This window comes from Auraticoccus monumenti, assembly GCF_900101785.1.
GTDB classification, from domain to species: domain Bacteria; phylum Actinomycetota; class Actinomycetes; order Propionibacteriales; family Propionibacteriaceae; genus Auraticoccus; species Auraticoccus monumenti.
Map to the genome: position 1 here is coordinate 3418278 of NZ_LT629688.1, position 25187 is coordinate 3443464.

At 71.6% G+C, this 25187-nt stretch carries 23 protein-coding genes; 10 read left to right on the forward strand and 13 right to left on the reverse strand.

Translation table 11 applies throughout. From position 1 onward, the window contains the following. Positions 1-171 precede the first annotated feature (171 nt). The 7 genes from BLT52_RS15885 to BLT52_RS15915 form a co-directional block, all read right to left on the reverse strand. Positions 172-1626 carry a PH domain-containing protein gene (locus BLT52_RS15885; RefSeq protein ID WP_090594905.1) on the reverse strand — a complete coding sequence of 485 codons (1455 nt, stop codon included), beginning with the start codon at positions 1624-1626 and terminating at the stop codon, positions 172-174. Beyond that, the gene (locus BLT52_RS15890) at positions 1623-2114 is read right to left on the reverse strand and encodes a PH domain-containing protein (RefSeq protein ID WP_090594906.1); all 492 of its coding nucleotides are present in this window, start codon (positions 2112-2114) and stop codon (positions 1623-1625) included. Before BLT52_RS15890 ends, BLT52_RS15885 begins: the two co-directional genes overlap by 4 nt. A 159-nt stretch (positions 2115-2273) precedes the next feature. Next, positions 2274-4274, reverse strand: a complete 2001-nt coding sequence (locus BLT52_RS15895) for a S9 family peptidase (RefSeq protein ID WP_090594908.1) — start codon at positions 4272-4274, stop codon at positions 2274-2276. Positions 4275-4567: 293 nt separating this feature from the next. Next, entirely contained in the window at positions 4568-5167 is a 600-nt protein-coding gene (locus BLT52_RS15900) for a TetR/AcrR family transcriptional regulator (RefSeq protein ID WP_172804065.1), read from the reverse strand. Positions 5168-6156: 989 nt separating this feature from the next. Then, complete coding sequence (locus BLT52_RS15910; protein ID WP_090594913.1) at positions 6157-6771, reverse strand: stage II sporulation protein M; 615 nt, start codon at positions 6769-6771, stop codon at positions 6157-6159. A gap of 305 nt (positions 6772-7076) precedes the next feature. Further along, positions 7077-7250 (reverse strand): hypothetical protein, encoded by a 174-nt coding sequence (locus BLT52_RS21275; RefSeq protein WP_407922608.1) that lies wholly within the window; start codon positions 7248-7250, stop codon positions 7077-7079. A gap of 34 nt (positions 7251-7284) precedes the next feature. Next, the gene (locus tag BLT52_RS15915; protein WP_197679078.1) at positions 7285-7965 is read right to left on the reverse strand and encodes a helix-turn-helix domain-containing protein; all 681 of its coding nucleotides are present in this window, start codon (positions 7963-7965) and stop codon (positions 7285-7287) included. Between the two features lie 101 nt (positions 7966-8066). Between BLT52_RS15915 and BLT52_RS15920 the strand changes: the two genes are divergently transcribed. Then, on the forward strand, positions 8067-9260 hold the full coding sequence (locus BLT52_RS15920; RefSeq protein ID WP_090594914.1) for an MFS transporter: 1194 nt from the start codon (positions 8067-8069) through the stop codon (positions 9258-9260). Positions 9261-9385: 125 nt separating this feature from the next. Here BLT52_RS15920 and BLT52_RS15925 read toward each other — a convergent pair whose 3' ends face one another. Next, positions 9386-9673, reverse strand: coding sequence for a DUF4342 domain-containing protein (locus BLT52_RS15925; protein WP_090594916.1), 288 nt, complete (start codon positions 9671-9673; stop codon positions 9386-9388). A gap of 208 nt (positions 9674-9881) precedes the next feature. On the opposite strand from BLT52_RS15925, the gene BLT52_RS15930 reads away from it, so the two are divergent. The 4 genes from BLT52_RS15930 to BLT52_RS15945 all read left to right on the forward strand — a co-directional run bounded on the left by BLT52_RS15930 (position 9882) and on the right by BLT52_RS15945 (position 14011). Further along, positions 9882-10433: a hypothetical protein gene (locus BLT52_RS15930; protein WP_090594918.1), complete on the forward strand. Its 552-nt coding sequence runs from the start codon at positions 9882-9884 to the stop codon at positions 10431-10433. Positions 10434-10564: 131 nt separating this feature from the next. Further along, positions 10565-11773 carry a sensor histidine kinase gene (locus BLT52_RS15935; RefSeq protein WP_090594920.1) on the forward strand — a complete coding sequence of 403 codons (1209 nt, stop codon included), beginning with the start codon at positions 10565-10567 and terminating at the stop codon, positions 11771-11773. 11 nt (positions 11774-11784) lie between these two features. After that, positions 11785-12459, forward strand: coding sequence for a response regulator (locus BLT52_RS15940; protein WP_090596919.1), 675 nt, complete (start codon positions 11785-11787; stop codon positions 12457-12459). A gap of 265 nt (positions 12460-12724) precedes the next feature. After that, positions 12725-14011: a fumarylacetoacetate hydrolase family protein gene (locus tag BLT52_RS15945; protein ID WP_090594922.1), complete on the forward strand. Its 1287-nt coding sequence runs from the start codon at positions 12725-12727 to the stop codon at positions 14009-14011. A 385-nt stretch (positions 14012-14396) separates the two neighbouring features. Here the strand turns inward: BLT52_RS15945 and BLT52_RS15950 are convergent, their stop codons facing one another. Beyond that, positions 14397-15032, reverse strand: coding sequence for a TetR/AcrR family transcriptional regulator (locus BLT52_RS15950; protein ID WP_231946349.1), 636 nt, complete (start codon positions 15030-15032; stop codon positions 14397-14399). A gap of 11 nt (positions 15033-15043) precedes the next feature. Here BLT52_RS15950 and BLT52_RS15955 point away from each other — a divergent pair, with 11 nt between their 5' ends. From BLT52_RS15955 to BLT52_RS15965, 3 genes are all read left to right on the forward strand, one after another. Continuing rightward, the gene (locus BLT52_RS15955; RefSeq protein ID WP_231946350.1) at positions 15044-15844 is read left to right on the forward strand and encodes an SDR family NAD(P)-dependent oxidoreductase; all 801 of its coding nucleotides are present in this window, start codon (positions 15044-15046) and stop codon (positions 15842-15844) included. 45 nt (positions 15845-15889) lie between these two features. Next, the gene (locus BLT52_RS15960; RefSeq protein WP_090594926.1) at positions 15890-16549 is read left to right on the forward strand and encodes a DsbA family oxidoreductase; all 660 of its coding nucleotides are present in this window, start codon (positions 15890-15892) and stop codon (positions 16547-16549) included. A 470-nt stretch (positions 16550-17019) separates the two neighbouring features. Then, positions 17020-17988 carry a CPBP family intramembrane glutamic endopeptidase gene (locus BLT52_RS15965; RefSeq protein ID WP_231946351.1) on the forward strand — a complete coding sequence of 323 codons (969 nt, stop codon included), beginning with the start codon at positions 17020-17022 and terminating at the stop codon, positions 17986-17988. A gap of 224 nt (positions 17989-18212) precedes the next feature. Here the strand turns inward: BLT52_RS15965 and BLT52_RS15970 are convergent, their stop codons facing one another. Further along, positions 18213-19112 carry an SDR family oxidoreductase gene (locus BLT52_RS15970; RefSeq protein WP_090594928.1) on the reverse strand — a complete coding sequence of 300 codons (900 nt, stop codon included), beginning with the start codon at positions 19110-19112 and terminating at the stop codon, positions 18213-18215. Positions 19113-19194: 82 nt separating this feature from the next. On the opposite strand from BLT52_RS15970, the gene BLT52_RS15975 reads away from it, so the two are divergent. After that, positions 19195-19788 (forward strand): TetR family transcriptional regulator, encoded by a 594-nt coding sequence (locus tag BLT52_RS15975; protein WP_090594930.1) that lies wholly within the window; start codon positions 19195-19197, stop codon positions 19786-19788. Between the two features lie 1344 nt (positions 19789-21132). Further along, on the forward strand, positions 21133-21318 hold the full coding sequence (locus tag BLT52_RS15985) for a zinc ribbon-containing protein (protein ID WP_090594932.1): 186 nt from the start codon (positions 21133-21135) through the stop codon (positions 21316-21318). Positions 21319-21474: 156 nt separating this feature from the next. On the opposite strand, the gene BLT52_RS15990 is transcribed toward BLT52_RS15985, so the two are convergent. The 3 genes from BLT52_RS15990 to BLT52_RS16000 form a co-directional block, all read right to left on the reverse strand. Then, positions 21475-22494, reverse strand: coding sequence for a DUF3048 domain-containing protein (locus BLT52_RS15990; protein ID WP_090594933.1), 1020 nt, complete (start codon positions 22492-22494; stop codon positions 21475-21477). Between the two features lie 220 nt (positions 22495-22714). Further along, positions 22715-24622, reverse strand: coding sequence for a 1-deoxy-D-xylulose-5-phosphate synthase (dxs, locus tag BLT52_RS15995; protein ID WP_090594934.1), 1908 nt, complete (start codon positions 24620-24622; stop codon positions 22715-22717). A gap of 90 nt (positions 24623-24712) precedes the next feature. Next, complete coding sequence (locus BLT52_RS16000; protein WP_090594935.1) at positions 24713-25090, reverse strand: hypothetical protein; 378 nt, start codon at positions 25088-25090, stop codon at positions 24713-24715. Positions 25091-25187: the final 97 nt, after the last annotated feature.

A 25187-nucleotide genomic window follows, 5' to 3' on the forward strand; every position in this document is an offset into this window, starting at 1 on the left:
CAGTGCGTCGCAGATCTGAGCACGATGCAGCGAGGCGGTGCCAGCAGCGGCGTCGCGCTGGTGCCGGGAGTCTACTGACGGGTGCGGCGAGTCGAGGCCCGGTGGCGTGTGTGGTGGCCAGCAGGTCGACGGCACCTCGCGAGGCGGGGTGCGAGGTCTCGGGCGCGCGGGTCATGCTGGGGTGAGCGCGTCGGCACGCCCCGGCTCGTAGCCCGCGGGCCGGGCGCGCTCCATGCGCTCGAGCTGGCCGAGGGCGACCGCACGGGCGCGGTCGGTTCCGATGTCGGCGATGCTCAGGGTCACCGGCCCCGGGGTGGTGTCGACGTGGACCGTGGCCAGGTCGAGGCGCCGCTGCAGCGGTCCGCGGGTGATCCGCACCGACTGCGTCTTGGCGTGCGGGACCACCGACATGGTGTCGACCAGCCATCCGCGGCGGGTCACCACGACCCGGTCGTCCCAGCCGTGCCGCAGCGTCCACCAGCTCGACCACCGGACCCAGCGCGAGCTGCGCGGCGAGGGGTGCAGCTCGACGGCGTCCAGGTCGACGTCGGGCAGGATCGCCCGCAGCCCGGTCCGCAGCTGCTCCAGGGTGGCCACCGGGAGCAGGAGCGAGCTGCTGGCCTGCTGCGCGGTCTCCTGCGCGCTCCTGGTCTGGCCCAGGACGTCGATGCGCACGCGGTAGAGCCCGAGAGGCCGCCAGAGGAGCGACTGGGTGATGGAGATGCCCTGGATGCGGTCGACGGGGAGGGACTGGCTGGTCAGGTCGGTGAGACCCCGGGTGATCTCCAGGGCGGCCCCGGAGCGGGCCAGGGTGTAGCTGAACTGGCTGATCAGGTACTTGCCGAGGGCGCTGGCCACGCCGATGAGGAGCGGGATGACGGCGGGGAGGGCGTACCTGGCCACGTCGAGCACGGTGGTCACGCCGAGGCCCACGACGAGCAGGAGCGCCGGCACGAGGAACTCCCCCGTCAGCAGGAACCCCTGCACGAGCTGCCTGGAGGAGAGGCGGACCAGCACCTCGTCGGCGCCGGTCGCGTCGGTCCCGGTGCTCAGCGGTCCGGTCCCGTCCCCGGTGCTGGGCTGCTCGCCGTCGGCGCGGGCGAGCAGGTGGTCCCTGAGCCGGGAGGCCTGGTCGCGCTCGAGGTAGCGCAACCTGGTGCCGGAGTCGCCCGGACCCGCCTGCAACCGCATCTCGACGAGGCCGACGATGCGGGCCGCCAGGGGGTGGACGACGTCGATGGTCTGGAGACGCTGGAAGGGGATGCGCTTGGACTGCCGAAAGACCGCCCCGGTCTCGATCCGCAGCTCGTCGTCGTCGATCACGAAACGGGTGAAGCGCCAGGTCATGAAGCCGGCCAGGGCGGACACCACCACGACGACGGCGACCCCCAGCAGCACCCAGCGCCACGAGCCGGCGAGGTTGGAGAGGAAGGAGTCGTCGCTGCCGTCGGGGACGAGCTGCCGGACGGCCCCGACCACGATGGCCACCAGGACGACCCAGCCTCGGATCAGCGGGGTGAGGGGGTGCGGGCGCTCGAAGATCGTGCCGTCGGCCGTCCCCCTGAGGACGTCGGCCGGCGTGGCCGGCGGCGGCTGGCCACCTCCGCTCCCGCCGGGACTACTCACAGCCCGGACAGCCTTGCCTCGGCCCGCCGGGACAGCTGGTCACGCAGCCGGGTGGCCTCGGCGGCCGGCAGGCCCGGGATGGTGGCGTCGGTGCTCGCGCTGGCCGTGACCAGCTTGACCGTGGCCATCCCGAGGCTGCGCTCCAGCGGGCCGGAGGTGACGTCGACCACCTGCATCCGCCCGTACGGCACCACCGTCAGCGCGCGGAACATGACGCCGTGGGTGATGTACAGGTCGTCGTCCAGCTCGGCGTAGCCCCAGTTGCGCCAGCGGCGACCGACCAGCGCGACGCTGAGGACCAGGATGACGCCGAACACGGCCCACAGGAGGGCCCCGATCCACCAGAGGTCGGTGAGGAACCCCACCAGCAGGGCCGGGACGGTCGGCACCAGCGCGCAGGCGGTGGTGGTCCCGATCAGCTGGAGGGTCCTCCAGCGCGGGGAGATCGGCTGCCAGCTGGCGCCCGGCGGGGCGAAGAGCTCATCCACGTGCGACCAGCGGTCCCTTCTCGTCTCCGGTTCCCCGTACCGGGCGCCCGTGGGGCCCGTACCTCGCCGTGGCGACCGAGGTCGGGGCGCCGACGGGCGTGGGCGGGACGGCCCGGTGGGCGCTGGGGAGGAGGATCACCAGCGACCTGCTCGACGGGGTCACCGTTCTCCGGCTGGGGGGACCGGCGAGGTCACCCAGACCGACGGCGGGAGTGCCGCGTCCAGGGTCGCCTCGTTCCCAGGGCCCGCGCGGCGGCCACCGAGGTGCTCGACCAGGTGGTGCTCGATGGCGCGGTGCAGCAGGATCTGGTTCGCCGGGTTGTCGAAGCCGTGACCCTCGTCGGCGGCGAGGATGTACTCGACGGGGACCCCGCGCTCCCTCAGCGGGGTGACGATGTTGTCGGACTCGGCCTGCACCACCCGGGCGTCGTTGGCACCCTGGGCGACCAGCAGCGGCGTCCTGATCCGGTCGATCATCGAGATCGGCGACCGTGATCGCATGTCCTCGACATCGGCGGGGACCTCCGGGTCGCCGACGTACCGGTACCAGCTGTTGGCCATGTAGGGCCTGGTGAACGGCGGCAGCGACTGCATGAAGTTGGCCAGGTCTGACACCCCGACGTAGTCCACTGCCGCGGCGAACCGATCAGGAGCCAGGGCTGCTCCGACGAGTGCCGCGTACCCGCCGTAGGACCCGCCCATGATGCCCACGCGTCGTGGGTCGGCGTACCCCTGCGCCACGGCCCAGTCGACGGCGTCGACGAGGTCGGTGTGCATCGCGCGTGCGAACTCCTTGATCGCGGCGGTGGTGTGGCGCCGCCCGTAGCCGGTCGAGCCCCGGAAGTTGACCTGCAGCACCGCATGACCCCGGTTGGCCAGGAGCTGCACCTGCGGGTTGTACCCCCAGGTGTCGTGCATCCAGGGCCCACCGTGCACGAGGAGCACCAGCGGCAGCCCCGCCGGTTCGACGCCCACCGGCAGCGTGAGGAAGGCGTGCAGCGGCAGCCCGTCGCGAGCTGCGAAGGCGACCCCCTCCATCGGCGCGAGGTCCGCCGGGTCCAGGTGCGGGTAGGGACGGAGCAGGACACGGCTCTCCCCCGTGCTGTGGTCGTACAGCCAGGTGATCGCGGGATCGCGGTCGTGGACGAACGTCGCCAGCCAGATCCGCTCGGAGCTGTCGGAGTGGAGGGTGCCGAGGACGCCGTCGGACAGGCTCGACAGCGCGGCGTACACCTCGGCGAAGCCGTCGTCGAGCACCTCGATACGAGGCCTGTCGCCGATGAAGCGCGCGGCGATCACCGCTCCCGTGCGGCGGCTGGTGAAGACGACGGGCGGCAGGACCCCGGGGGCCATCGTCCCGAGGATGTCCAGGCTGGAGCCCTCGACGGCCGCGACGACCTCCTCCTCGCCGGTGTCCCGGTCGATGCGGATCAACCGGAGGTCGTCGGAGTCGCCGTAGGCGCCGACCAGCAGACCGGTCCCGTCGGGGGTGACCAGCTGCGGCTGCACTCCCCCCGGGTGCTCGGCACCACCCAGGCGTCGCAGGTGCGTGCGCTCGCCGGTACGGGGATCGATCGCCGACAGCTCGATGGTGCCGTCCGCGTCGATGCGGGTGGAGAACGCCGGCGACCCGTCCTGGTCGAGCAGGACGTTCTCGGTCGGGTCCGTCTGCTCGTGGTGGAGGGTCGTCTCGCCGGTGGCCACGTCGATGCGGAACAGGTCGATCGCGGCGGGCCGCTTGTTCATCGCGACCAGCATGCTGCCCGGGTGCGAGGGCAACGGGTCGGCACCGAAGACCCGCGACCCGGGCGGCAACGGCGTGAGGTCGACCGCAGGGTCGTCCGGTGCGTGGGGGTCGACCCGGTACAGGTGCGCGTCCTCGTTGCCGTCGGTGTCCTGTGAGTACAGCAGCCAGCGCGAGTCCTCGCTCCAGTGGTAGCTGGTGATGCCTCGCCGGTCGTCGTGGGTGACGCAGACCGCGTCGACGTGCTCCTCCTCGACCCCTCGCACCCAGACGTTGCGTCGTCCGTGGGCCGGTGCCAGGTACGCGATCCGCGTCCCGTCCGGTGAGATCGACGGGTTGGAGAACACCGGGTCGGAGAAGAGCTCCTCGACGTCGATCAGCCGGGGTAGGAGCTCGTGGTTCGAAGCGGTCCGCATGGTCTGCTCCTTCGGATCGGATCGGGTCGGGGCGGGTCGGGTCGGTCGATCTGAGTCGACACCCTGTTCCCAGGACCCGGTCAAGCTCCCCGGATCGCCGGGGTCGACGGCGCATTCCGGTTCTCGCACAGTACGGGCCGTCTCGTCTCGCGTCAAGACGCGGCGTCTCGTCACTGTGGAGCCTGACCCGCGGCACCCACCGGCCTGCGAACCCGACCTGCACCCCGGGAACGTGCCCTGGGTGTGCTGGTCGGCCTCCGGACGGCGGTCAGCCGCTCAGCGCCCGGCCTGGGCTACGCCTCTTCCGGGGGCTTGCGCAGTCCCAGGAAGGCGATGTGCAGGGCGGCGTCGATCTGCTCGGGCCGGAGCGGTCGGGTGTGGAGCAGCAGCCGGTAGTACATGGCTCCGAACAGCATGTCGATGACCGCCTCGCTGTCGGCGTCCGCCCGGATCTCCCCGCTCGCCTGGGCGCGCCTGATCCGTTCCTGCCACGCCAGCGTCGCCGGTTCGATCACCTTGTCCAGGTGGGCCCGCGACAGCGACGGGTCCGACTGCCCCGCCGCGATGAGGCCCTGGATGACGGGGCCGAGCTCGGTGGAGCTGAGCAGTTGCGTCACGGCCTTCATGTGATGGGCGAGGTCGTCCAGGAGGTGCCCGGAGTCGCGGAAGTCCACCACGGTGGCGAGGCTCTCGTCGAGGGCCTCGAGGGCCACTGCCCCCTTGGAGGGCCACCACCGGTAGATCGTCTGCTTGCCGACGCCGGCGCGCTTGGCGATCGCCTCGATCGAGGCACGCTCGTAGCCGACCTCGCTGATGAGCTCGACGGTGGCGGCGAGGATGGCCTGGCGAGACCGCTCGTTCCGTCGGGAGGGGTCAGGGGTAGATGATGTCACCTCGTGAGCATACAACAAGGCGAGACGTTGCGTCTTGTTACCCCGCTGTGCGCTGTGGCGGCGTGCCCGATCCCCCGGGGTGTGCTTCCATCCCATGACGTCGTGGCTGTCGCTCACCGAACCGGCAGGCCCTGACCCTCCAGGTCCGACGGCATCGGCAGTCCCGACCCGCCCGGCCCTCCCGGGTGGAGCACCAGCACACCCCGTCTCCTGCTCGGCTCACTACCGGCCAGGGGGGAGACCATGATCTCGATCTCAGCCGCGTCCGGCTCGCCGTCGTCCAGTGGCACGATCACCAGCCCGCACTGCAGCCGGCCTGCCGTAGCGGCCACCTAGTCAGGACACGCCGACCAGGCGAGCGGGGTCAGCCCGACATCGCCACGCTCCTCCGACACCGCGGGGGTGAGGACCATCAGTCCTGCTGCGGAGGCCACCACGGCTAGCGCCATGACCCCGGTGAGCGCACGTGCGTCCTTCATCTCTGACCCGTTCCTCGGTCGTTCTCGGATGGAGCACTGGTGGACGAGTGCTCTGGTCGGAGCACCGCCGTGTCGGGACCGTGAGCCGTGAGCCGTGACGGCCGTCGCTGTCGACGGTCGGCGGCGTGCTCGGCCACGCCGCTCCCGGCCAGGTGCGGCCGAGATCGAGCCTGCGGTCCCTGCCGGCGACGGCGGCTCCGGTCGCCGAAGAAGATGAAGGGGACGGTGCTCGCCACCCCGACGACGAGGGGCCCGATCACCGCGGGCACGACGGTGACGAGCTCCTGAACCCAGCGAGGGGGTGCCGAGCAGGTCCTACGTCATGGAGTCGTCCCTCTCCCTCGGATGGAGTGGCCCCGGCCGACGCGTGTTCGCGCCCGGAGAGGTGGTGTGCCGGAGATCCTGCTGACCGGGTTGCACGGCTCGCCGGCGTTCCCGGCGTGCCGGGTCCGGACCGGCTCGGCGACTCGACCCGAGGGTCGGTGCGTCGGTGCGAGGCCTGACCCGCGGTCAGCCCCTGAGGAGCAGGGGCACCAGGTAGCGGAGCGACAGCGCCTCGTAGACCGCGCCGAGGACCAGCAGTGCGAGCGCGAGCAGCCCCAGCCAGCCCAGCTGCCGAAGACCGAGGAGATAGGCCTGGCGGCGGGTGGAGACGCCGACCGTGGCCGGTCGCAGCCAGGACCTGCCGAGGACGAAGGCACCCAGGGAGAGGAGGACGTAGGCCTGGAACTCGATGACCGCGGTGAGGGAGTGCGGGATGAGGGCGAGCCAGAGCCTGTCGTCGGTGGGCGACAGGGTGGCGCCCAGGGTGAAGGCCTGGTAGGCCATCACCACGATCCCCGCGAAGGGGATGACCAGCGAGGGCAGCACGATCGACAGCAGGCCCACCGTGATGACGTTCACACCGAGGATGACCAACGCGAAGAGCCACGGGGTGCTGAGCAGCGACGCCACGAGCGCGGCAGTGCCATCGGCCTCCAGGGAGGCCGTCCTGTCCGTCGACAGGCCGGGGAAGACCAGTCCCGCCGCGAAACCCAGGAGGAACAGGCCGTACAGGAGCGCATTGAGGATCAGGTAGGCCCCGAGATGGGCACGGACGATCTGGAAGGGTCTGCGGAGTCGCACGTTCGTCTCTCTCGATGAAGGTGGGGTGGGGGCTTCCGCAGTCCCCGAGGACGGGGAGGGCGCGGAGGACTCAGCGGGTGAGGACCCCGTTGCGGGGAGCCCCCCACCCCGGTGCCCGCCCGGATCTGCTCTCCCGGGGATGCGCTGCGGTGATCCTTACGGTACGGGGCGTCTCGTCTCGCGTCAAGACGGTCCGTCTCGCGAGAACGCGCCGAGTTTCAGGGCCGGAGCAGGTACCGGGCCCCGCAGAGAGCGCTACGGCACCTGGTCCAGGGTCTTCCAGGTGGGCTCGGGCGGCCGCCTGCTCAGCGGTCCGCGCTCACCCGCGGCGCGTCCTCGGCGCGGAGTCCTGACTCGGGGACGCGGCGCAGGGCGGGGATGACGCGATCGGCGGGCTCGGGGTCGTAGACCTCGATGCGGTGCTCGGGATAGCTGGCCTGCGCCCAGAGGTCGAAGGTGGCGCTGAACTCTCCCGCCACCGGGTGCCGGAACTGCTTGGTGCCGGAGATGCACTCACCGACACGACCTTCGGCCCAGAGTGCGGGCGAAGGCGGGATCCTTCATCACGAGCTCTCCGACGAGAGCGGCGAGAGCCCCGTCGTCGGGGTACCGGCCGCTGATCATGCGGTGGTAGGCGACCAGGTCACCGACTTCCTTGCTCCAGCTCGGGTACAGCGCCCGCGCTCGGGGGTCCAGGAACAGCAGGCGAGCCATCGAGGGCCGCTCGCTGGCGAGGGTGGGTGCGGAGAAGTGCAGGTGCGGTGCGATCAGCGCGTGTCCGAGTCGGTTCCAGGCCAGCACGTCGTTGCGGCGCCCGAGGAGCACAGCAGGGCGGTCGGTGACGAAGGCGAGCAGCGCGAGGGCCGCAGGACCGGCGACCTCCAGGGGTGGGGCCGCGCGACCGTCCTGGGACGCACGCGCCCTCGACAGGTCGAGCAGGTGCTCGGTCTCGGTGACGGTGAGCTGCAGCGCGGTGGCGATCCCGAGCAGCACCTGGTCCGAGGCGTGACGGCTGTGCCCCTGCTCGAGGCGGGTGTAGTAGCCGATGCTGACGCCGGCCAGCTGGGCGACCTCCTCCCGACGGAGTCCGCGGACCCGTCGGCGAGCGCCGTAGCCGGCTAGCTGGGTGCGGTGCGGTGGGAGCTCGGCCCGCTTGGCCTGGAGGAACTCAGCGAGGGGCCCTGGGCTCATCATGGTCGGAGGCTACGCCGCGCAGCCTGGCCCATCCCCTCCCTGCCGTGGGTAGGAAAGAGCGGGATCTGGTACCCGGCTGTCCCCGGTCTGACGATGTGAGCATGCGCTCCCCCATCCCGATCTACGCCCTGGCGCTGACGTCGTTCGCGCTCGGCACCGCCGAGTTCGCCCCGAACGGTCAGCTGTCCTCGGTCTCGGACGGCTTCGCCGTCTCCGTCGCCGACGCCGGCCTCATCACCACCGGCTTCGCCATCGGTGCGACCATCGGTGGCCCGCTCATCGCCGCGGCGACGCTCCGCGTGCCGCACAAGCGGCTGACCCTCGTGCTCGTGTCGGTGTTCCTGGTCGCGAACGTCGTCACCGCCGTCTCCCCCGGCCTCCTCGTGGCCGTGCTGAGCCGTGCCGTCGCCGGCGCCGTCCTCGGCACGTTCATGGGCGTGGCGGTCACGATCGCCAGCGACCTCGTCGCTCCAGCCCGACGCGGTCGGGCGATCGCGCTCGTCTTCTCGGGCCTGACGATCTCGAACGTCCTGGGGGTGGTGATCGGCAACCTCGCCGGCAACGCGTCGGGGTGGCGGAGCGTCTTCTGGTTCGTGACGGGACTCGCGCTCATCTCCCTCATCGGTCTCCTCGCCGTCCTGCCCCGGCAGACCGGGGCCGCCGCCGGGAGCTCGGGCAGCGTCGGCAGGGCGCTCCGGACCGGGCGCCTCTGGCTGACTTACGGCGCGATGGCCCTCGCCTACGCCGGCCTGTTCACGATGTTCACCTACATCGAACCGATGCTGCAGGAGCGCGGCGGCGCCTCCTCGGGAGCCGTCGTCTGGCTGCTCCTGGTGTTCGGCGTGGGGCTCGTCCTCGGGACCCACGTCGCCGGCCACCTGGCCGACCGGTCCATCCGCAGCACGACCGTCACCGCGATGATCGCGCTGGTGGTGGCCCTGGTGGCGTTCTCCCTCCTCGGTACCCATCTCGTCGCCGTCGTCGTGCTGCTCCCTGTGCTCGGGGCCGCCGGCTACGGCATGGTCCCGCCGCTGCAGTCCTTCGCGGTCGAGATCGCCGAGGTCACCTCGCCGGTGGTCTCCGCCCTGGCGGCAGCGGCGTTCATGGCCGGCGTGAGCCTGGGTTCGGCCGTCGGTGGTGAGATCCTCCGCCGCGGGGGCGGGTACGAGGAGCTCCCCCTCGTCGGCGCCGGGTTGACGGTGCTGGGGCTGCTGGTCTTCCTCTCCGTCGACCGGCTGCACGGACGGGCCACGGCAGCAGCACTCCTGCCTCGCCCCGTCGCCGAGCTCGGCTGAGAGCGTTCACCGGGGGGGTGGCCGGGGTGCTGCGCGCCGATGTGCTGCACGGCCCGGGCCAGCACGCGGACAACCCGGACCCCTGGCACCAGGGTCCGGGTCTCCTCACCGCGTCGGCCGACCTCTCAGGACGCGGACCTTGCGGGACGACGCTCCACACCGATCGTCACGCGGGTGAGCAGCGCCGCGGCGGCACCCACCGCCACCAGCACCGGGGAGAACACGACGCCCGCCGCGGCGACCACGACCCCGGCCGTCAGCGGCAGCTCCAGGACCGGCTCGCCGTCGTCCTTGATCACCAGGCGGCTCACGTTGCCCTCGTGGATGAGCTCGCGCACTCGGCCCACCAGGTCGTCGGCCTTCACCTCGTGCTCCTCGTAGCGGTTGTCGCTGGTGGTGCTGTCGTCGTCCATGACCGGACCTCTCCTACTGCTCAGCCGGACGATCCGGCCACGACAGGACCGTAGGAACCCGCTCGCGGCGTCCGCGTCCTCCGCAGGGTCCGAGCTGACGGACCCCTCGTACGGCTGCCGGCGGTACGCCCGGAGGACGCGCACCCCGTGGGCGGCGCCCTACGTTCGCTGTCGGACCACCCCAGACCACATCCGATGGAGGACGAGCATGACCGAGCCGTACCAGGACGCACTCCGCACCGGGTCCACCACCCGGCTGCTGAGCCCCCTGCGCACCACCCGTGCGATCGCGCCGGAGTCACTCGCCCAGGCCGTGCACGGACTCGTGCTCTTCGTCGCCGTCGTGGGCGCCACCTTCGTGGCCGACTACCCCGTCGGGAAGATGCTGCTCTACTCCGTCGGCAGCGTCGTCCTGTTCTGGAGCGCCCACGTCTACTCCGCGGTCCTCGCCCACCAGCACGCGGCCAAGGCGTCCCTCCCGACCGGCCTGGCGACGGTGTGGCACGAGGCGCGACGAGCACTCCCCCTCCTCGAGGCCTGCATCGCCCCCGTCATCCCGCTGCTGCTGGCCGTGCTGGAGATCCTCCCCACCCCCGTCGCCTACGGTGCCAGCGTCTCGGTCGGCGTGGGCACCCTCGCACTCGTCGGGTTCCTCGCCCTGCACAACCGACGGGCCTCGCTGCGGCGCTCGCTGGTCGCGGCCGCCACCACCGGTGGCTTCGGGGCGGTCATCATCGCCGCAGAGACGTTCCTGCACTGACGGCCCGGGCGCATACCGCGGTACGGGGCCGGGCCACTCGACGGGGTGATGACGGTGCACCCCGCTCGGCCCTACCGTCGTAGCCAGACCGCCTGCGCGGTCGGAGAGGTGCACCGCTCGTGACACGCCGAATGACGACAGCCGTCCGCAACCCCTCCGCCGCGCTCCCCTTCTGGGCGTGGTGCACGGTCGCGGTGTTCTGCACCGCGCTCTACACCACCGCGGTCCCGGTCACCACCGACGCCTACGACCTGGGCGTGCTGGTGGCCCTGGCCGTGGTGACCGTGCAGTGCGGCTCGCTCGTCCTCGCCGTCCCCCGCCCGCTCACCGGGACCGCGCTGCAGCTGGCGTCGGTCGTCGCGCTCGCTCTCGTCACCCGTGACTCGGGCAACGCGACGTGGCCGCTCCCCGTGACCGGCTTCCTCTCGCTCGGCGCGCTGATCCTGCTGCTGGGCCTCCGTGAGCGGTGGTACGTCTCCCTCAGCACGTGGTGGCTGAGCATCGTGGTCCTCGCCGCGGTGGTCGTCAGCTCCCCCGAGCGGTACGCGGTGCCCGACGAGTGGGGCACCAACCTGACCGTCTACGCCGGCTCCACCGCGATGCTGCTGATCGCGGCGATCGCCCTGGGTCAGCGGCACCGCATCCGTGCCGACCTGGAACGGGCGCGACGCGACGTCGAGCTCGAGCAGGCCCAGCGTCTCTACGTCGAGGAGCGCGCACGGATCGCCCGCGAGCTGCACGACGTCGTCGCGCACAGCATGTCCCTGATCCACATGCAGGCGCTGTCGGCGCCCTTCCGGCTGAGGGCCGCGGAGTCGTCCGCGGTCGACCAGGAGTTCGAGGACATCGCCCGCTCGGCCCGCGGCGCGCTCGACGAGATGCGCCAGCTCCTTGGCGCGCTGAGGTCCGAGGACGACGACCCCGACCTGGTCCCCCAGCCCCAGCTGGCCGACATCGACGACCTCGTCACGAGCACCTCCCGCGCGGGTATCCCGGTCGAGGTCGAGCTCGACCCGCGGGCCGGCACCGCGAGCCCGATCGTCCAGCTGACCATCTACCGCATCGTGCAGGAGGCGCTCAGCAACGTCGTCCGGCACGCACCGGGCGCTGCGACCACCATCGACGTGTCCGTGGCCAGCGGATCGTTCCGCGTCTCGGTGCGCAACGCCCGGGCCCCGAGTACGTCGCACCCCCGGACGCTCCCGACGCCTGACCGGGGCGGTGCGGGCCTGCGCGGGATGCGGGAACGCGTCGGCCTCCTCGGCGGACAGCTGTCGACGGGACCGGCCGACGCCGGAGGATTCCTCGTCGACGCGACCATCCCCTCGACCGACCAATGACCGGAGCCCCGATGCCCACCCGAGTTCTCATCGTCGACGACCAGCCGATGTTCCGCATCGGCATGTCCGCCATCCTCGGCGCCGAGGACGACATCACCGTCGTCGGTCAGGCCGGTGACGGCGCCGAGGCGCTGGAGCGGAACCGCGCGCTCCGACCCGACGTCGTCCTGATGGACGTGCGGATGCCGAGGATGAACGGCATCGACGCCACCCGCCAGCTCACCCGACCGGCGGGGACCGCCCACGTCCCCAGGGTCCTCATGCTGACCACCTTCGACGTCGACGACTACGTCTACGCAGCCCTCGAGGCCGGCGCCAGCGGGTTCCTGCTCAAGGACGCCGACGCCCCCGAGCTCACCGCCGCCGTCCGCGTCGTCGCCCAGGGAGACTCGCTCCTGTCCCCACGCGTCACCCGCCGGCTGATCGAGAACTTCGTCGCCAGCAGACCCCCGGGCCTGACGTCGACGACGGTGTTCAACAGCCTCACCGAGCGCGAGCGCGAGGTGTTCCAGCTGATCGCCACCGGACGGTCCAACACCGAGATCGCCGGCGAGCTGTACATGGCCGAGCAGACCGCGAAGAGCCACGTCAGCCGCATCCTCACCAAGCTCCACCTGCGCGACCGGATCCACGCCGTGATGCTGGCCTACGAGACCGGTCTGGTCACACCCGGTTCGCCACGCTGAGGTCCGGGGCTCAGGTCCGCCGTCCGACCTCCACCTCTGACGGCTCGCCACAACCCACGGGCTCCGCCTGACCGGGTGCCCGGAGCGGGGTCGCTGCCGGCCACGTGGAGCTGCACGCTCGGCCGGACCCGTCACCCCACGCCAGGGGCAGTGGCAGGGGTACCCGCGTACGCGCAGGGATCACCTCGCGGGTGATGCCTCCCCCCTCGTCCCGTTCCTACCGTCGGATCACCGCCAAGAGCGGCCCACCCAACGAGGAGCAGACATGACCACCATCCCCACCCGCCGGTCCGGGGCCGGATCCCCCACCCGCCGCAACCGGCATCGCCTGACGGTCGCCGGGATCGTCGCGGCCAGCCTCGGCGTGACGGGCCTCGGGTCCTACGCCGTCCTGCGCACGGCGACCCCGGACTTCCCGCTGGTGTACTCGGAGCGCATCGACGAGGGCGTCACCGAGGCGGTCGCCATCGCCGACCCCGCCACCGCGCTCACCTTCGCCCGCGTCGACGGCGCCTCCGGGCCGACCGTCCTGGCCGTCACCGGGTACACCGGTGGAGACATCAGCGGCGTCGACATCAGCGCCGCCACCGGGAACGCGTTCACCGAGCCGATCGCCGCCTTCGACGAGCTGGGCTACGCGGCCCTCGAGGACATCGCCACCGACGCCTCCCTGCCGCCAGTCACCGTGGCGGCGTCGGAGGTGCTCACCGCCGTCGACACCCACAAGCGCCACGTCGGCACCGGCACCAACTACCGCGAGCACCAGGCCGAGTCGACCATCGACGAGCCCTTCCTGTTCCCCAAGGTCGGCGCACTCACCGACTCCGACGAGCCACTGCTGGCCGGGACCTCCGGCCTCCTCGACTACGAGGTCGAGCTCGGTGTGGTCGCCCTGGACGACATCACCACCGAGACCGGGACACCGGAGCACATGGGTCTGGTGCTGACCAACGACTGGACCGACCGGGAGCTGCTCAGCAGCCAGCTCGAGCCCGACGACCTCACCGCCGGCGCCGGCTTCACCAACGCCAAGAGCCAGCCGGGCTTCTTCAGCACCGGTGACCTCTTCGTCATCCCCGCCGACTGGCAGACCTACTACCAGGAGCTGGAGCTCGACCTCTTCGTCAACGGCGACCTCCGCCAGCGCGCCGACCCGTCGGACATGGTCTGGGACGCCCCCACCCTGATCGAGAAGGTCCTGACCATCGGCGACCGCACCTGGGACAGCGACGGCGTGCAGACTTCGCTCACCGCCGAGCCCGGCGTCATCACCCGCGGCACCGTCATCCAGAGCGGCACGCCCGAAGGCGTGATCCACCGCGCCCCCGACACCCGTCAGCGGGTCCTCGGCTTCATGGAGTACGCCGGCAGCCTCGGCACCAACGCCGACTCCGTCGTCGACTCCGCCCTCCAGGTGTACGTCCGCGAGGCCCACGAGGCGGGGGTGTACTTGAAGCCGGGCGACGAGATCGTCACCCGCTCGGAGGGTCTCGGGCAGATCTTCACCCCCATCGTCCCCGGCGAGCGGTCCGAGTCCGAGGACCTGGGCTGAGCCGGCCCGCTGGCCGGCGGTGACTGTCGGGCCGGCTGGGGGTGTCGCCCCGGCCGGCCCGATCACCGCATCCACCCTGCCGACGTCAGAGCGCCACTGGTACCGGGGCGGACCGCGGTGGGGCTCGTTCGCCATCGGGGCCTACTACGGCGGGGCCGCGGTCGGGCCGCTCGTGCGGAGCGCTGCTCTCAGCACCTGAGGTCTCCAGCCTGGTGACCAACGCGGCCCCCGGAGGGCATGGCCGCGCACCCCTCTCGATCACTCGAATCCCGGGTCACGGCCTGCTCGAGCTGTTCACCACCATGGCCGGCGGGGCCTGCAACCCCAGGCCCGGGTGCATGGGCGACCACCTGACGTTCGGCAGCCGCGCGCCAGCACGTGCCGCTCAGCTCCCGGAGTGGGTTGGCAACAGCTGAGCCGCCAGTGATCGTGCTGTGGCGGTGAGCGTGGCCGTGTCCATCCCGGTCCTGCTCATGTACACGATCCCCTGTTGCGCAGCCAGCAGGGCACGTGCCAGTGACACCGGATCCGCGTGGGCCGGTAGATCGCCCTGGTCCTGGGCGCGAGAGACGCAGTCGGCGATCAGCGTCGTGGATCGCTCGTAGGTGTCGTGGGCGTGGCTGAGGACGTCCGGATCGGCGTTGCCCAGCTCGGACGTGCTGTTGGCGAGCATGCAGCCGCGTCGGGCACCGGACCCGGTCCCCTCACCGACCGGCGCTTCGAGCAGCATGCGGAGAGCGTCGACGGCGCGGGGGGTCTCGGTGAGGGCTCGCCGGAGCTGGTGGTGGATGTCCTCGGTGTAGCTGCGCAGCGCCCGCAGGAAGAGCTGACGCTTGTCGCCGAACGCCGCGTAGAGGCTGCCCTTGCCCAGCCCGGTGACCCGCATCAGGTCCTCCATCGAGGTCGCGGCGTACCCGGTGTCCCAGAACTGCTCCCGGACAGTGTCGAGGACCTGCACCTCGTCGAATGCTCGTGGTCGTGCCATGGCTCCAGGATACGCGTTCTTGACCGTACGGTCCATCAAGTCCTATGGTGGACCGGACGGTCAAGAACGCCGTTGCTCATCGAGATGGAAGCAGGCAGGACATGGGAAAGCTGGATGGCAAGGTGGCGATCGTCACGGGCGGATCGCGGGGGATCGGGGCGGCAACGGCGCTGGCGCTGGCCGAAGAGGGAGCCGACGTCGCGATCAGCTACTCGTCCTCGGAGGATCAGGCGAAGGCCGTGGTCGCCGAGCTCGAGGCCAAGGGGGTGCGTGCGGCAGCCTTCCGCGCTGACCAGGCGGATGCGACGGAGGCGGCAGGGCTCATCCGCAGCGTGGTCCAGCAGTTCGGCCGACTCGACGTCCTGGTCAACAACGCAGGCTTCACCGCCGCTGCCCCGATCGACAGCGAGGACGTCGACGTGCCTGCCCTCGACCGCCAGCTCGCGGTCAACTACACCGGCGTCGCGGCAGCGATCAGGGAGGCGTTCCCGCTGCTGCCGGACGGTGGGCGGATCGTGAGCATCAGCACCGGCGCAGCGACGCGGACGGGCTTCCCGGGGATGGCCGACTACGCAGCCTCCAAGGCGGCCCTCGAGGGCTACAGCCGGGGCGCGGCCCGTGACCTGGCCCACCGGGGGATCACCGTCAACGTGATCCAGGTCGGGTTCATCGACACCGAGATGAACCCCGCCGACGGTCCGGCCGCCTCCATGTTCCTCCCCACCACAGCCATGGGGCGCTACGGCAGGCCGGAGGAGGTGGCCGCAGGCGTCGTCTTCCTGGCCAGCCCGCAGGCGTCCTACGTCACCGGCACGGTGCTGAGGATCGACGGCGGATACAGCGCCTAGCCCGACCGTGCCACTGAGAAGCAGTCGAGAGAGACGAGACACGACATGACCGAGTCACCCATCGCAGTCGACATCTGGATCGACTTCGTGTGCCCCTTCTCCTACATCGCGACCGCACGGATGCAGGCAGCCGCCGCCCGGGTAGCAGCCCCCGTCGACGTCGCGTACCACTCGTTCCAGCTGATGCCGGACCTCCCCGAGGACTACGAGGCCAGCAATGCCGAGTTCTTCCGCGACCACCGCGGGATACCGCCGGAGGAGCTCGAGCAGAGGAGCCAGCCGCTGGTCCAGATGACGGCCGGAGCGGGACTGCCCTACCGTCTTGCAGACATCCAGCAGGCCAGCACCCTGAAGGCCCATCAGCTCCTGCACCACGCCAAGGCCCGTGGCCGGCAGGTCGACGCGGCAGCAGCTCTGTATCGCGCCCACTTCGCCGAGGGCCGACACATCGGCCGCCTTGGCGTCGTCCTCGACATCGCCGGACAGCTGGGCCTCGACCGGGCCGACGTCGAGCGGTCACTGGTGTCTGAGCAGCACCTTGGGGACGTGCGGGCAGACACCGACCGTGCGGCGCAGCTGGGCATCCAGGTCGTGCCGTTCTTCGTCTTCGACGAGGCCTACAGCCTGTCCGGGGCGCAGGAGATCGAGACGCTCGTCGACGTCCTCACGCGGATGGGCAACGGGGCCAGCACGGCACGCGCCTGAACGCGGCACCGGGCTGAGCGCCACCGCGGCCTCATCTCGGCGAGGCATCCGTGGAGGGACGACGTCATTGCTGCCGGGAGACCATCTCTGGTTGCGAGCAACCGGTGGACATCACACCGACGGCGAACGCCGCCGTCGGCACACGGCGACCGGCAGCGCCCTAGAACGAGCGGACCTTGACGCGAGACGAGACGCATCGTATCGTCAGCGGTGTGCCGCGGGCACCGCGTCCATGCCGCTGCTACGCACACCGTCACGGCTGCACGGCCGCTACCAAGAGCAACCCGTGCGGCCTGGACGAGTACGACCGTGCACACGGCTCCGGACCACGCGCTCCCCGCCAGATCGACGTCCAGGACCTCTTCTCCGACACGTCCACCTCCCAGGCGGCACGCGCAGGGAAGCACGAGCGTGCGCTGCGGCTGCGTTCGAACTGCTCGACGACCTCGCAAGCTGACCAGGAAGCGACCATGACCACCACCCCCATGACCACGACGACCCCCCCGACCGTCACCACCCCCACGACGCAGAGCTGGCTGCTGCGGGACGACGCACCCGTCTCCTCGCCACGGGTTCCGCCGGGCGTCGAGTACCACCGCGTCTACGCCGGCCAGAAGCGCCGCATCCTGCGCGGCGTCCTCACCATCGTGCTGCTCTTCGTCGGACTGGTCGCCTTCGCCCGCCTCGCCCTGCTCGGCGCCGGGCTCATCGACGCCCAGCTCGGCCGCACCGGGGCCTCGCCTCTGCAGCACGCCGCCGGCGCGGTCGGCCTCGCCGCGCTGATCCCGTACAGCATGCTGCTCCAGCGCCTGCTCTACGGGCTGCCCGCCGGCTCGCTGCACTCCGTGACCGGACGCTTCCGCCTCGCCGTCCTCGCCCGATCCCTGCTCCTCTTCGGGCCCCTGCTCGTCATCCTCATCGCCGTCAACTTCCTGGTACCCGGGGAGAGGGTGCCCTGGACCACGGCCGACCTCGTCGCCCTGTTCGTCACCGGCGTGCTCCTCACCCCCCTCGCCGCGGCCGGTGAGGAGTACGGGCTCCGCGGCCTGATGTTCCGCGTGCTCGGCGGCTGGACCCGCGGCGCCCGATCCGGTGCCGTCCTCGGCATCGTCGTCACGACCGTCCTGTTCTCCCTCGCCCACGGCACCCTGGACCCCTACCTGCTGTCCTCCTACCTCATCCTGTTCTCGGTGATGGCCTTCGTCACCTGGCGCACCGGTGGGCTGGAGGTCGCCGTCGTCCTGCACGTCGTCTACAACGTCACGACCCTCGTCCTCGCCACGACCCTGCACATCGACCTCCTCGGCGCCCTCGCCGGCCGCGGTGAGGCGGTGGGCTCCCCCGCCAGCCTGATCCCCGGCGCCGGCCTCGTCCTCATCGCCGCCGTCGTCTGGTGGACGACCCGGACGTCGGGCCCCGCGCGCACGCCCGCAGCCTGAGGTCCGGTCGGGGGACTCACAGCCGCTCAGGAGATCGAGACGCTCGCCGGCCCTCCTACGCGCAAGGAACCCTGGGGGCTACCTGCAGCCCTCCAGCTGCGCAGGGCGCGTGGCGCAGCTCGCGGCAGGGTGGCACCACCCCACTCCCCCGTTCCCTGAGCCGCCAGCGGGGGTCTCGGAGCAAGTACGCACTTCCGGTCGCACAGGTCACGCCGACGCGCTGCTCAGGCGTAGTGGCCAGCGCTGACGTCGTCGAGCAGGGACGGTCCGGACGGTCGCCAGCCCAGCTGATCGCGGGTGATCGCGCTGGACGCCGGGACGTCCGTCGCGACGAATCCGGCCAGCCAGCCGAGGTGCTCCTCGGCACCCTCCCGCGCGATCGACTCCACGGGCAGTCCCATGCTCCGACCCAGCGCCTCGGCCAGGTCGCGGACGGCGATCCCCTCCTCCGTTGCGGCGTGCAGCACCGAGCCCGCTGCGGCCTGCTCGACCGCAAGACGAAAGAGCGTCGCAGCGTCCGAGCGGTGCACCGCGGGCCAGCGGAATGCGCCGTCCCCGATGTAGCGGATGACGCCCGCCGCACGGGACGCGTTCGCGTACATCTCAGCGAGTCCGCCCGCCCCATCGGCGTGCACGGTGGGAGCGAGACGCACCACGGATGACCGGACGCCGCGGTCCGCGAGGGCCAGGGCCGCCGCCGCGCCTGCCAGTCGTGCGGTGGCCGGGCCGGCCTCCGTCGGGACGTCCCTCTCGGTCGTCGGCCGACCGAACGACAGCCCGGCCAGTCCGGACGCGATGACGAGGGTCGGGTCGTCGCCGCCGACCGAGGTGCCGAGGGTCTCGATCGCGACACGGTCGGCCTCGGCGGCGCCGTCGTAGTCACCGGTGAACGCGATGTCGTGCTTGAACGCGAGGTGGACGACGGCGTCGTTCGCCCCGGCCGTCGATCGCAGGAGATCGAGGTCGTCGAGTGTGCCGCGCACGGCCGTCGCGCCGAGATCGGAGATCGTCCTGGCCGCGGTCGCGGAGCGTGCGAGCCCTGAGACCCGGTGGCCTGACGCGAGCAGCTCGGGCACGACGGCACGGCCGATGAATCCGGATGCTCCGGTGACGAAGATGTCCATGAGGTCCTCAAGGTAGTGATGACAGTGACTGACATGACGCTAGCACGATCATGTCAGTGACTGTCATCGTTACTCTGACAGCATGAGCCGATGGGATCCGGGCGCGCAGGGCCGTCTGGCGGACGCCGCGCTGGAGCTTTTCGCCGAGCAGGGCTTCGACCGCACGACGGTCGCCGGCATCGCAGCCCGCGCCGGGTTGACCGAGCGCACGTTCTTCCGCCACTACGCCGACAAGCGCGAGGTGCTGTTCGCGGGCGACCGCCTCGCGCACCACATCGCTGCGCGCCTGGCTGAGGTGCCGTCCGGCGTGACTCCGCTCGAGGCAGTGACCGTCGTGATGGAGGACGCCAGCGAGGTGACCACCGCCCGGGCCGACTGGGCCCGTCAGCGAGCCGAGATCGTGGCGGCCCATCCTGAGCTCCGAGAGCGCGAGCTCGCCAAGATGGGGATGCTGGCGACGGTGATGGCCGAGGGCCTGCGCGAACGAGGAGTCTCAGCGGCTCCCGCGCAGCTCACCGCCGAGATCGCGGTCCTGGCGTTCCGCCTGGCCTACGAGCGATGGGCGGCCGGCCCTCCGTCGGTGCCCGCCGCGTCCTTGGTACGCGTTCTGCTCGCCGAGCTGCGCGACGCAGTGACTTCTACGTGCCCCTCCCCGACTGCACCGACCCCGCCATGACGGTGCTGGGCGACACCCACGTCACCGTCGGGCACAACACCGGGCACCGGGGTGGTCGCCTCGAGTGCGGTGAGCATCGACGGCTCACACTGGCGTCGCCCTCCGCTCAGCCGGCCAACTCCTGCGGCGGCCCGATCGGTGCAGCATGTACGTCACGACCGAACCAGCTGGAAATCTGTCAGCGCGCATCCTTTGCATCCCGGCCGTGGCGCCGGCTGGAGGCGCATCTGAGGACGTCGGCCAACGGCGGGCTTCGTCAGCTCGGGATGTCCCAGGTGAACCCGTCCGTCTACGACGCCGACACCCCGAGCCGTGGCTGCGGGCTATGAGGTGCAGCTGAGCTCAGGGGTGGAGACGCGCCTCGGCGCGCTGGACGAAACGTCGTAGTGAATGGGCCAGCCTTGATCATCTCGGCGGCCCCCACCGGCATGTCCCACATTGAGCTCGATGGGCACTCCTGGGATCGACCGGTCGACCGCCGCAGCACAGCCCACCGGGATCAGGGCCCCGACGAGAATCGAGTTGAGGGCTGCTGCACCGTGGGGCACGTCACGCTGCCACCTACTCGTGCAGCAGACCCCTGCGATGGGAGCTACGTCAGCGCGGTGGGTGCCCACCCCTCTCGATCACCGCTCGCAGGCCTGACCAGTCGGCGGTATAGCCAGGGTCGACTTCGGCACGCCAACGCCCATACAGATCACAAGCGGTGCGCACGGTCTCCGGGCCCAGAGACCCGGACAGCACCTCCGCTGCCGCCCGCGCGTCCACATCCTGCGGCGTGGCATACCGGTGATGTGACGAGCCGGTGTCCTGGTCGGCCAGGAGCATCTGCTGCACGAGAGCCTCTCGGAGGATTCCCAGTAACAGGTGGAGACCGACCAACTGGGCGCCACGGCCAAGACGACTCGCCGCGAGGGCTGCGTCGAAACGAATCGAGACGTCAGGCGGAGGGTCAGCCGGGAGCAACAGGCGCGCACCTCTCGCGCGAACATCGATCCGTCGGCCGTCTTGCATCACCAGACGCACCGCTTGGTTCTCCCCATCGGCAGTCTCCTGCCAGGCCCAAGGGACACCGTCGAACAGCGCACCCGCCTCGCTACCAGAAGCGAGCTGCAACTCGACACGCGCGGCCTCCTCAACTCGTTGCACCCACGAGGCCGGGGCACTCGAGAAGCGTGCCAGTTGTGGTGGGCTCCTGGGCCGAGGACGGGACGTGCAGATCTGGTCCGGGCTCCGCTGACTCCTCGCCAGGTCGGTCAGGTCGGGCCGCTCCTGCGGCCTCGGCGGCGGTACCGCTGCGCTTCGTCCACGTGCGGCTGGACTCGAGGCGGGTATCAGCCCGGTATGGCTGATCCCGTTCCCGCCGGCAGCGACGTCTCCGCCGGCACCTACCCGTGCACCCAGTGCGGCTACCGGCTGCAGGTCGGCTCCACCAAGCACCTGCCGCCCTGCCCCAGCTGCGGCAGCGGCCACTACGAGACCCTCAGCGGCGGGGACTCCGAGGATGATCCCTACCCCGGCCGGCACTAGCAGCCGTCAGCCGTCGACGTCGCTCGGCCGGTCTGCGGCACCTGCCGAGAGCTGTGAGCGGCGACGCGCGACGACGAGTGCAGTGACCCACGGGACCGACAAGACCCTGACCAGCTGGCGGGTCCCGCCCGTCCGGACCGATCGGGGACGAGCCGCTCAGCCCTTGAGCAGAACCCAGCTGCTGCCCGGCTTGAGCAGCATCGGCTCGCCGTCCTCGTCGGTGAAGGTCATCGGGTCCTCCACCTCGTCACGGCGCCAGGTGCCGGTCAGGGTACGGCCCTCGCGGGTCACCTCGACCTTTCCCTTGCCGGTGGTCTCGGAGACGATCGACTGGCTGGAGGTGGTGTCCTCGTCGTCGCGGTTGCGCACCGAGAGCACCACCACGTTGTCGACCAGGACGGCGTCGCCACCGTCGGTGTAGGGGTCGCCGTTGACGGCGGGCTGGTAGCGGTCGTCGCGACGCTCGAAGGTGAAGTCGTCCCCGCCGATGCCCACCGCCAGGTCGTCGCTGTCCTCGGCACCGTCCCAGGCGTCGTCCTGGTCGCCGAACTCCCAGCCGATGTCGCGGGCCTCCCCCACCTCGTGCTGCTTCGCCAGCGCCCCGAGGTCGACCACCACGTTGTGCGGGGCTGGCCGGGTGCTGTCGCGGTCGCTGCGCTCGATGGGCACCAGGTGCTTCGAGCCGCGGACGTTCGCCTGCACCTTGGAGTTGGCCCCGCTGTAGACCAGCCCGGGCTCCCCGAACAGCGGCAGCAGCTCCACGTCGGTGTTCCGCGCGCTGCGGACCGGGCCGACCCGGTCGGGGAACTCGGTGTGGAAGACCGCCACCAGCCGCGACAGGCCGGCCTCGACCTCCTCGGCCACCACGATGTCGGCCGAGGAGAGCCCCAGCTGGGGCCGGGCGGGGGCCAGGTTGTCGATCTTCACCGCGAACACCTCCGCCTCGACCACCTCCTCGCCGGTCAGCGGGTCGACCGGTTCGGGCTCGGGCGTCGGGCTGGGGCTCGGGGTGGGGGTGGCGCTGGGGCTCGGGGCGGCGCTGGACGGGGCGGGTCCCGGGGTGGCGGGGGCGGCCGACGGGCCACGGCCACCGAGGGCGACGGCCACGACGACCGCAGCCACCACGACGGCGGCGGCCACGGCCAGGCCGATGGTCTGGGGACGCTTGAGCTGCATGCTGCCTTCTCACGGGGGGGGGTGGTGCACCCCACCGGGGTGCACCGACATCCAACTCCGCGCCCGGCGGGTGCGTCCACCCGACGCGCGGCCCCAGCGCGTCGGCGTCGGGGTCAGGCTCCGCGCAGCTGGGCCGCCGACGGGCTCGGCGAGCGGCGCCGCCGACTGGCTCAGCCCGGCGCCGCCAACGGGCTGAGCGCGGGCGGCACCTCTGTCGGGCTCAGCGCGGCTGCGTCGCCGCCTCCGTGGCGGCCTCGTCCAGACGGGCGACCGCCTCGACGGCGCGGCGGGCCACGGCGGGGGCGGTGAGACCGATCTGCTCCAGCAGCTCCGCGCGGCTGGCGTGCGGCAGGAACTCCTGCGGGATCCCGCACACCTGGACCGGTGTGGTCACCCCGGCCGCCGACATCTCCAGCAGCAGCCGGGACCCCAGACCGCCGACCACCCCGCTGTCCTCGATGCTGATCACCAGCTCGTGCTCGGCAGCCAGGGCGAGCAGCGACTGCTTGACCGGCAGGGCCCAGAGCGGGTCGGCCACGGTGGCCCCGATCCCCTGCTGCCCCAGCCGGGCGGCCACGTCGAGGGCCAGACCGGCCATCTGGCCGTGGCCGACCACCAGCACCCGCGGCTCGCGGTCCACGTGCAGCAGGTCCAGGCCGTCGCGGTGGCTGACGGCCTCGATGTCGTCAGGGACCTTCTCCTTGGAGAAGCGGATCACGGTGGGGGCGTCGTCGACGGTGACCGCGTGGGCCAGCGCCTCGCGCAGCCGCCGACCGTCGCGGGGGGCGGCGAGCTGCAGCCCGGGGACCACCCCGCAGATGGACAGGTCCCACATCCCGTTGTGGCTGGCGCCGTCGGTGCCGGTGACGCCGGCGCGGTCCAGCACCACGGTGACGCCTAGGCGGTGCAGCGCGACGTCCATCAGCAGCTGGTCGAAGGCGCGGTTGAGGAAGGTGGAGTACACCGCCACCACCGGGTGCAGCCCGGCGCTGGCCAGCCCGGCGGCAGCCGTGAACGCGTGCTGCTCGGCGATGCCGACGTCGAAGGTACGGGCCGGGTAGCTGACCGCGAACTGGTTCAGCCCGGTGGGGTGCAGCATCGCCGCGGTGATGGCCACCAGGTCGTCGCGCTGCCCGCCGAGCTCGACCATGGCCTCGGCGAAGACGTTGGTCCAGATGTGCGGCACGATCGAGGACAGCGGCTCCCCGGTGTGGGCGTCGATCTGGCCCACGGCGTGGAACCGGTCCTCCTCGTGCCTCTCGGCGGCCAGGAACCCCTTGCCCTTGACGGTCAGGCAGTGCACCAGCACCGGACCGCCGAAGCGCTTGGCCTGGCGGAGCGCGCGCTCGACGGCCTCGACGTCGTGGCCGTCGATCGGGCCGACGTACTTCAGCCCGAGGTCGGAGAACATCCCCTGCGGGGCCAGCACGTCCTTGAGACCGATCTTGATGCCGTGCAGCAGCTCGTAGGCCGGCCCGCCGACCAGCGGGGTGCCGCTGACGCTGCGGCGCACCAGGTCCAGCACCTGCTCGTAGCGGCGGTCGGTGCGCAGCGCGGCCAGCTGGTTGGCGATGCCACCGACGGTGGGGGTGTAGGAGCGGCCGTTGTCGTTGACCACGACCACCACCGGGAGGTCGGGCTGGAAGGCGATGTTGTTGAGGGCCTCCCAGGCCATCCCGCCGGTCAGCGAGCCGTCCCCGACCACGGCCACCACGGTGCCGTCCTCACCGCGCAGCACCTTGGCCTTGGCCAGGCCGTCGGCCCAGGACAGCGCGGTCGAGGCGTGGGAGTTCTCCACCCAGTCGTGCTCGGACTCCGCGCGGCTGGGGTAGCCCGACATCCCGCCGGACTGGCGGAGCCGGTCGAACCCCGCACGGCGACCGGTGAGCAGCTTGTGCACGTAGGACTGGTGGCCGGTGTCGAAGACGATCGGGTCCCGCGGGGACTCGAAGACCCGGTGCAGGGCCAGGGTCAGCTCGACGACGCCGAGGTTGGGACCGAGGTGGCCCCCGGTCCGGCTGACGTTGGTGACCAGGAACTCGCGGATCTCCTCGGCGAGCTCGTCGAGCTGCGGACGGGTGAGGCCCTGCAGGTCGGCGGGTGAGTCGATCCGGTCGAGGTACGGCATGCGTCCGAGTCTAGGCGCGGACCCCCATCCCGACGGGGATGAGGCGACCCTCACCGGCAGGTCGCGACCACGGTCGGAGACGGCATCTGCTCACAGTCGTGCCACGAACACCCGACCCCGCAGCGCCTCCTCCACCAGCGAGACCGCGCGCCGGGTCCGGGTCAGCTGGGCGGTCTGCTCCTGCCAGGCGCTGGCCGCGGACTCCACCACCTCGGGGGCGACGTGCTGGGCCAGCGCCACCCGGACCTGCGAGAGCCCGGACCGGCTGGAGGCCAGCTGCCCCTCGACGTACTCGGTGGCGAAGCGGGCCAGCACCACCGGGTGGCGGCGCAGCACCGCGTAGCGGCGGTAGTCGGCCGGGCAGCAGTCGAGCAGGAACTCGGTGGCGGTCGCCTCCCAGCCCGGGGCACCCGGCGGGTGGACCGTCTCCGGCCACCCCGGCGGCACCCACACCTGCGTCTGGCTCATCGCGACTCCAATCGAACGTCTGTTCGACCAGTGTGCCTCCTCGACGCCCTCCTCGCCAACCGGTGCCCGCCGTCAGCCGCGGCTGCGGGACCGTTTC

Bases quoted from the DNA above. Each gene is read 5' to 3' on its own strand.
- BLT52_RS15895 (WP_090594908.1), bottom strand. From the start codon at position 4,274: ATGCGGACCGCTTCGAACCACGAGCTCCTACCCCGGCTGATCGACGTC.
- BLT52_RS15915 (WP_197679078.1), bottom strand. From the start codon at position 7,965: ATGATGAGCCCAGGGCCCCTCGCTGAGTTCCTCCAGGCCAAGCGGGCC.
- BLT52_RS15920 (WP_090594914.1), top strand. From the start codon at position 8,067: ATGCGCTCCCCCATCCCGATCTACGCCCTGGCGCTGACGTCGTTCGCG.
- BLT52_RS15925 (WP_090594916.1), bottom strand. From the start codon at position 9,673: ATGGACGACGACAGCACCACCAGCGACAACCGCTACGAGGAGCACGAG.
- BLT52_RS15930 (WP_090594918.1), top strand. From the start codon at position 9,882: ATGACCGAGCCGTACCAGGACGCACTCCGCACCGGGTCCACCACCCGG.
- BLT52_RS15935 (WP_090594920.1), top strand. From the start codon at position 10,565: ATGACGACAGCCGTCCGCAACCCCTCCGCCGCGCTCCCCTTCTGGGCG.
- BLT52_RS15940 (WP_090596919.1), top strand. From the start codon at position 11,785: ATGCCCACCCGAGTTCTCATCGTCGACGACCAGCCGATGTTCCGCATC.
- BLT52_RS15945 (WP_090594922.1), top strand. From the start codon at position 12,725: ATGACCACCATCCCCACCCGCCGGTCCGGGGCCGGATCCCCCACCCGC.
- BLT52_RS15950 (WP_231946349.1), bottom strand. From the start codon at position 15,032: ATGGACCGTACGGTCAAGAACGCGTATCCTGGAGCCATGGCACGACCA.
- BLT52_RS15960 (WP_090594926.1), top strand. From the start codon at position 15,890: ATGACCGAGTCACCCATCGCAGTCGACATCTGGATCGACTTCGTGTGC.
- BLT52_RS15965 (WP_231946351.1), top strand. From the start codon at position 17,020: ATGACCACCACCCCCATGACCACGACGACCCCCCCGACCGTCACCACC.
- BLT52_RS15970 (WP_090594928.1), bottom strand. From the start codon at position 19,112: ATGGACATCTTCGTCACCGGAGCATCCGGATTCATCGGCCGTGCCGTC.
- BLT52_RS15975 (WP_090594930.1), top strand. From the start codon at position 19,195: ATGAGCCGATGGGATCCGGGCGCGCAGGGCCGTCTGGCGGACGCCGCG.
- BLT52_RS15985 (WP_090594932.1), top strand. From the start codon at position 21,133: ATGGCTGATCCCGTTCCCGCCGGCAGCGACGTCTCCGCCGGCACCTAC.
- BLT52_RS15990 (WP_090594933.1), bottom strand. From the start codon at position 22,494: ATGCAGCTCAAGCGTCCCCAGACCATCGGCCTGGCCGTGGCCGCCGCC.
- dxs (WP_090594934.1), bottom strand. From the start codon at position 24,622: ATGCCGTACCTCGACCGGATCGACTCACCCGCCGACCTGCAGGGCCTC.
- BLT52_RS16000 (WP_090594935.1), bottom strand. From the start codon at position 25,090: ATGAGCCAGACGCAGGTGTGGGTGCCGCCGGGGTGGCCGGAGACGGTC.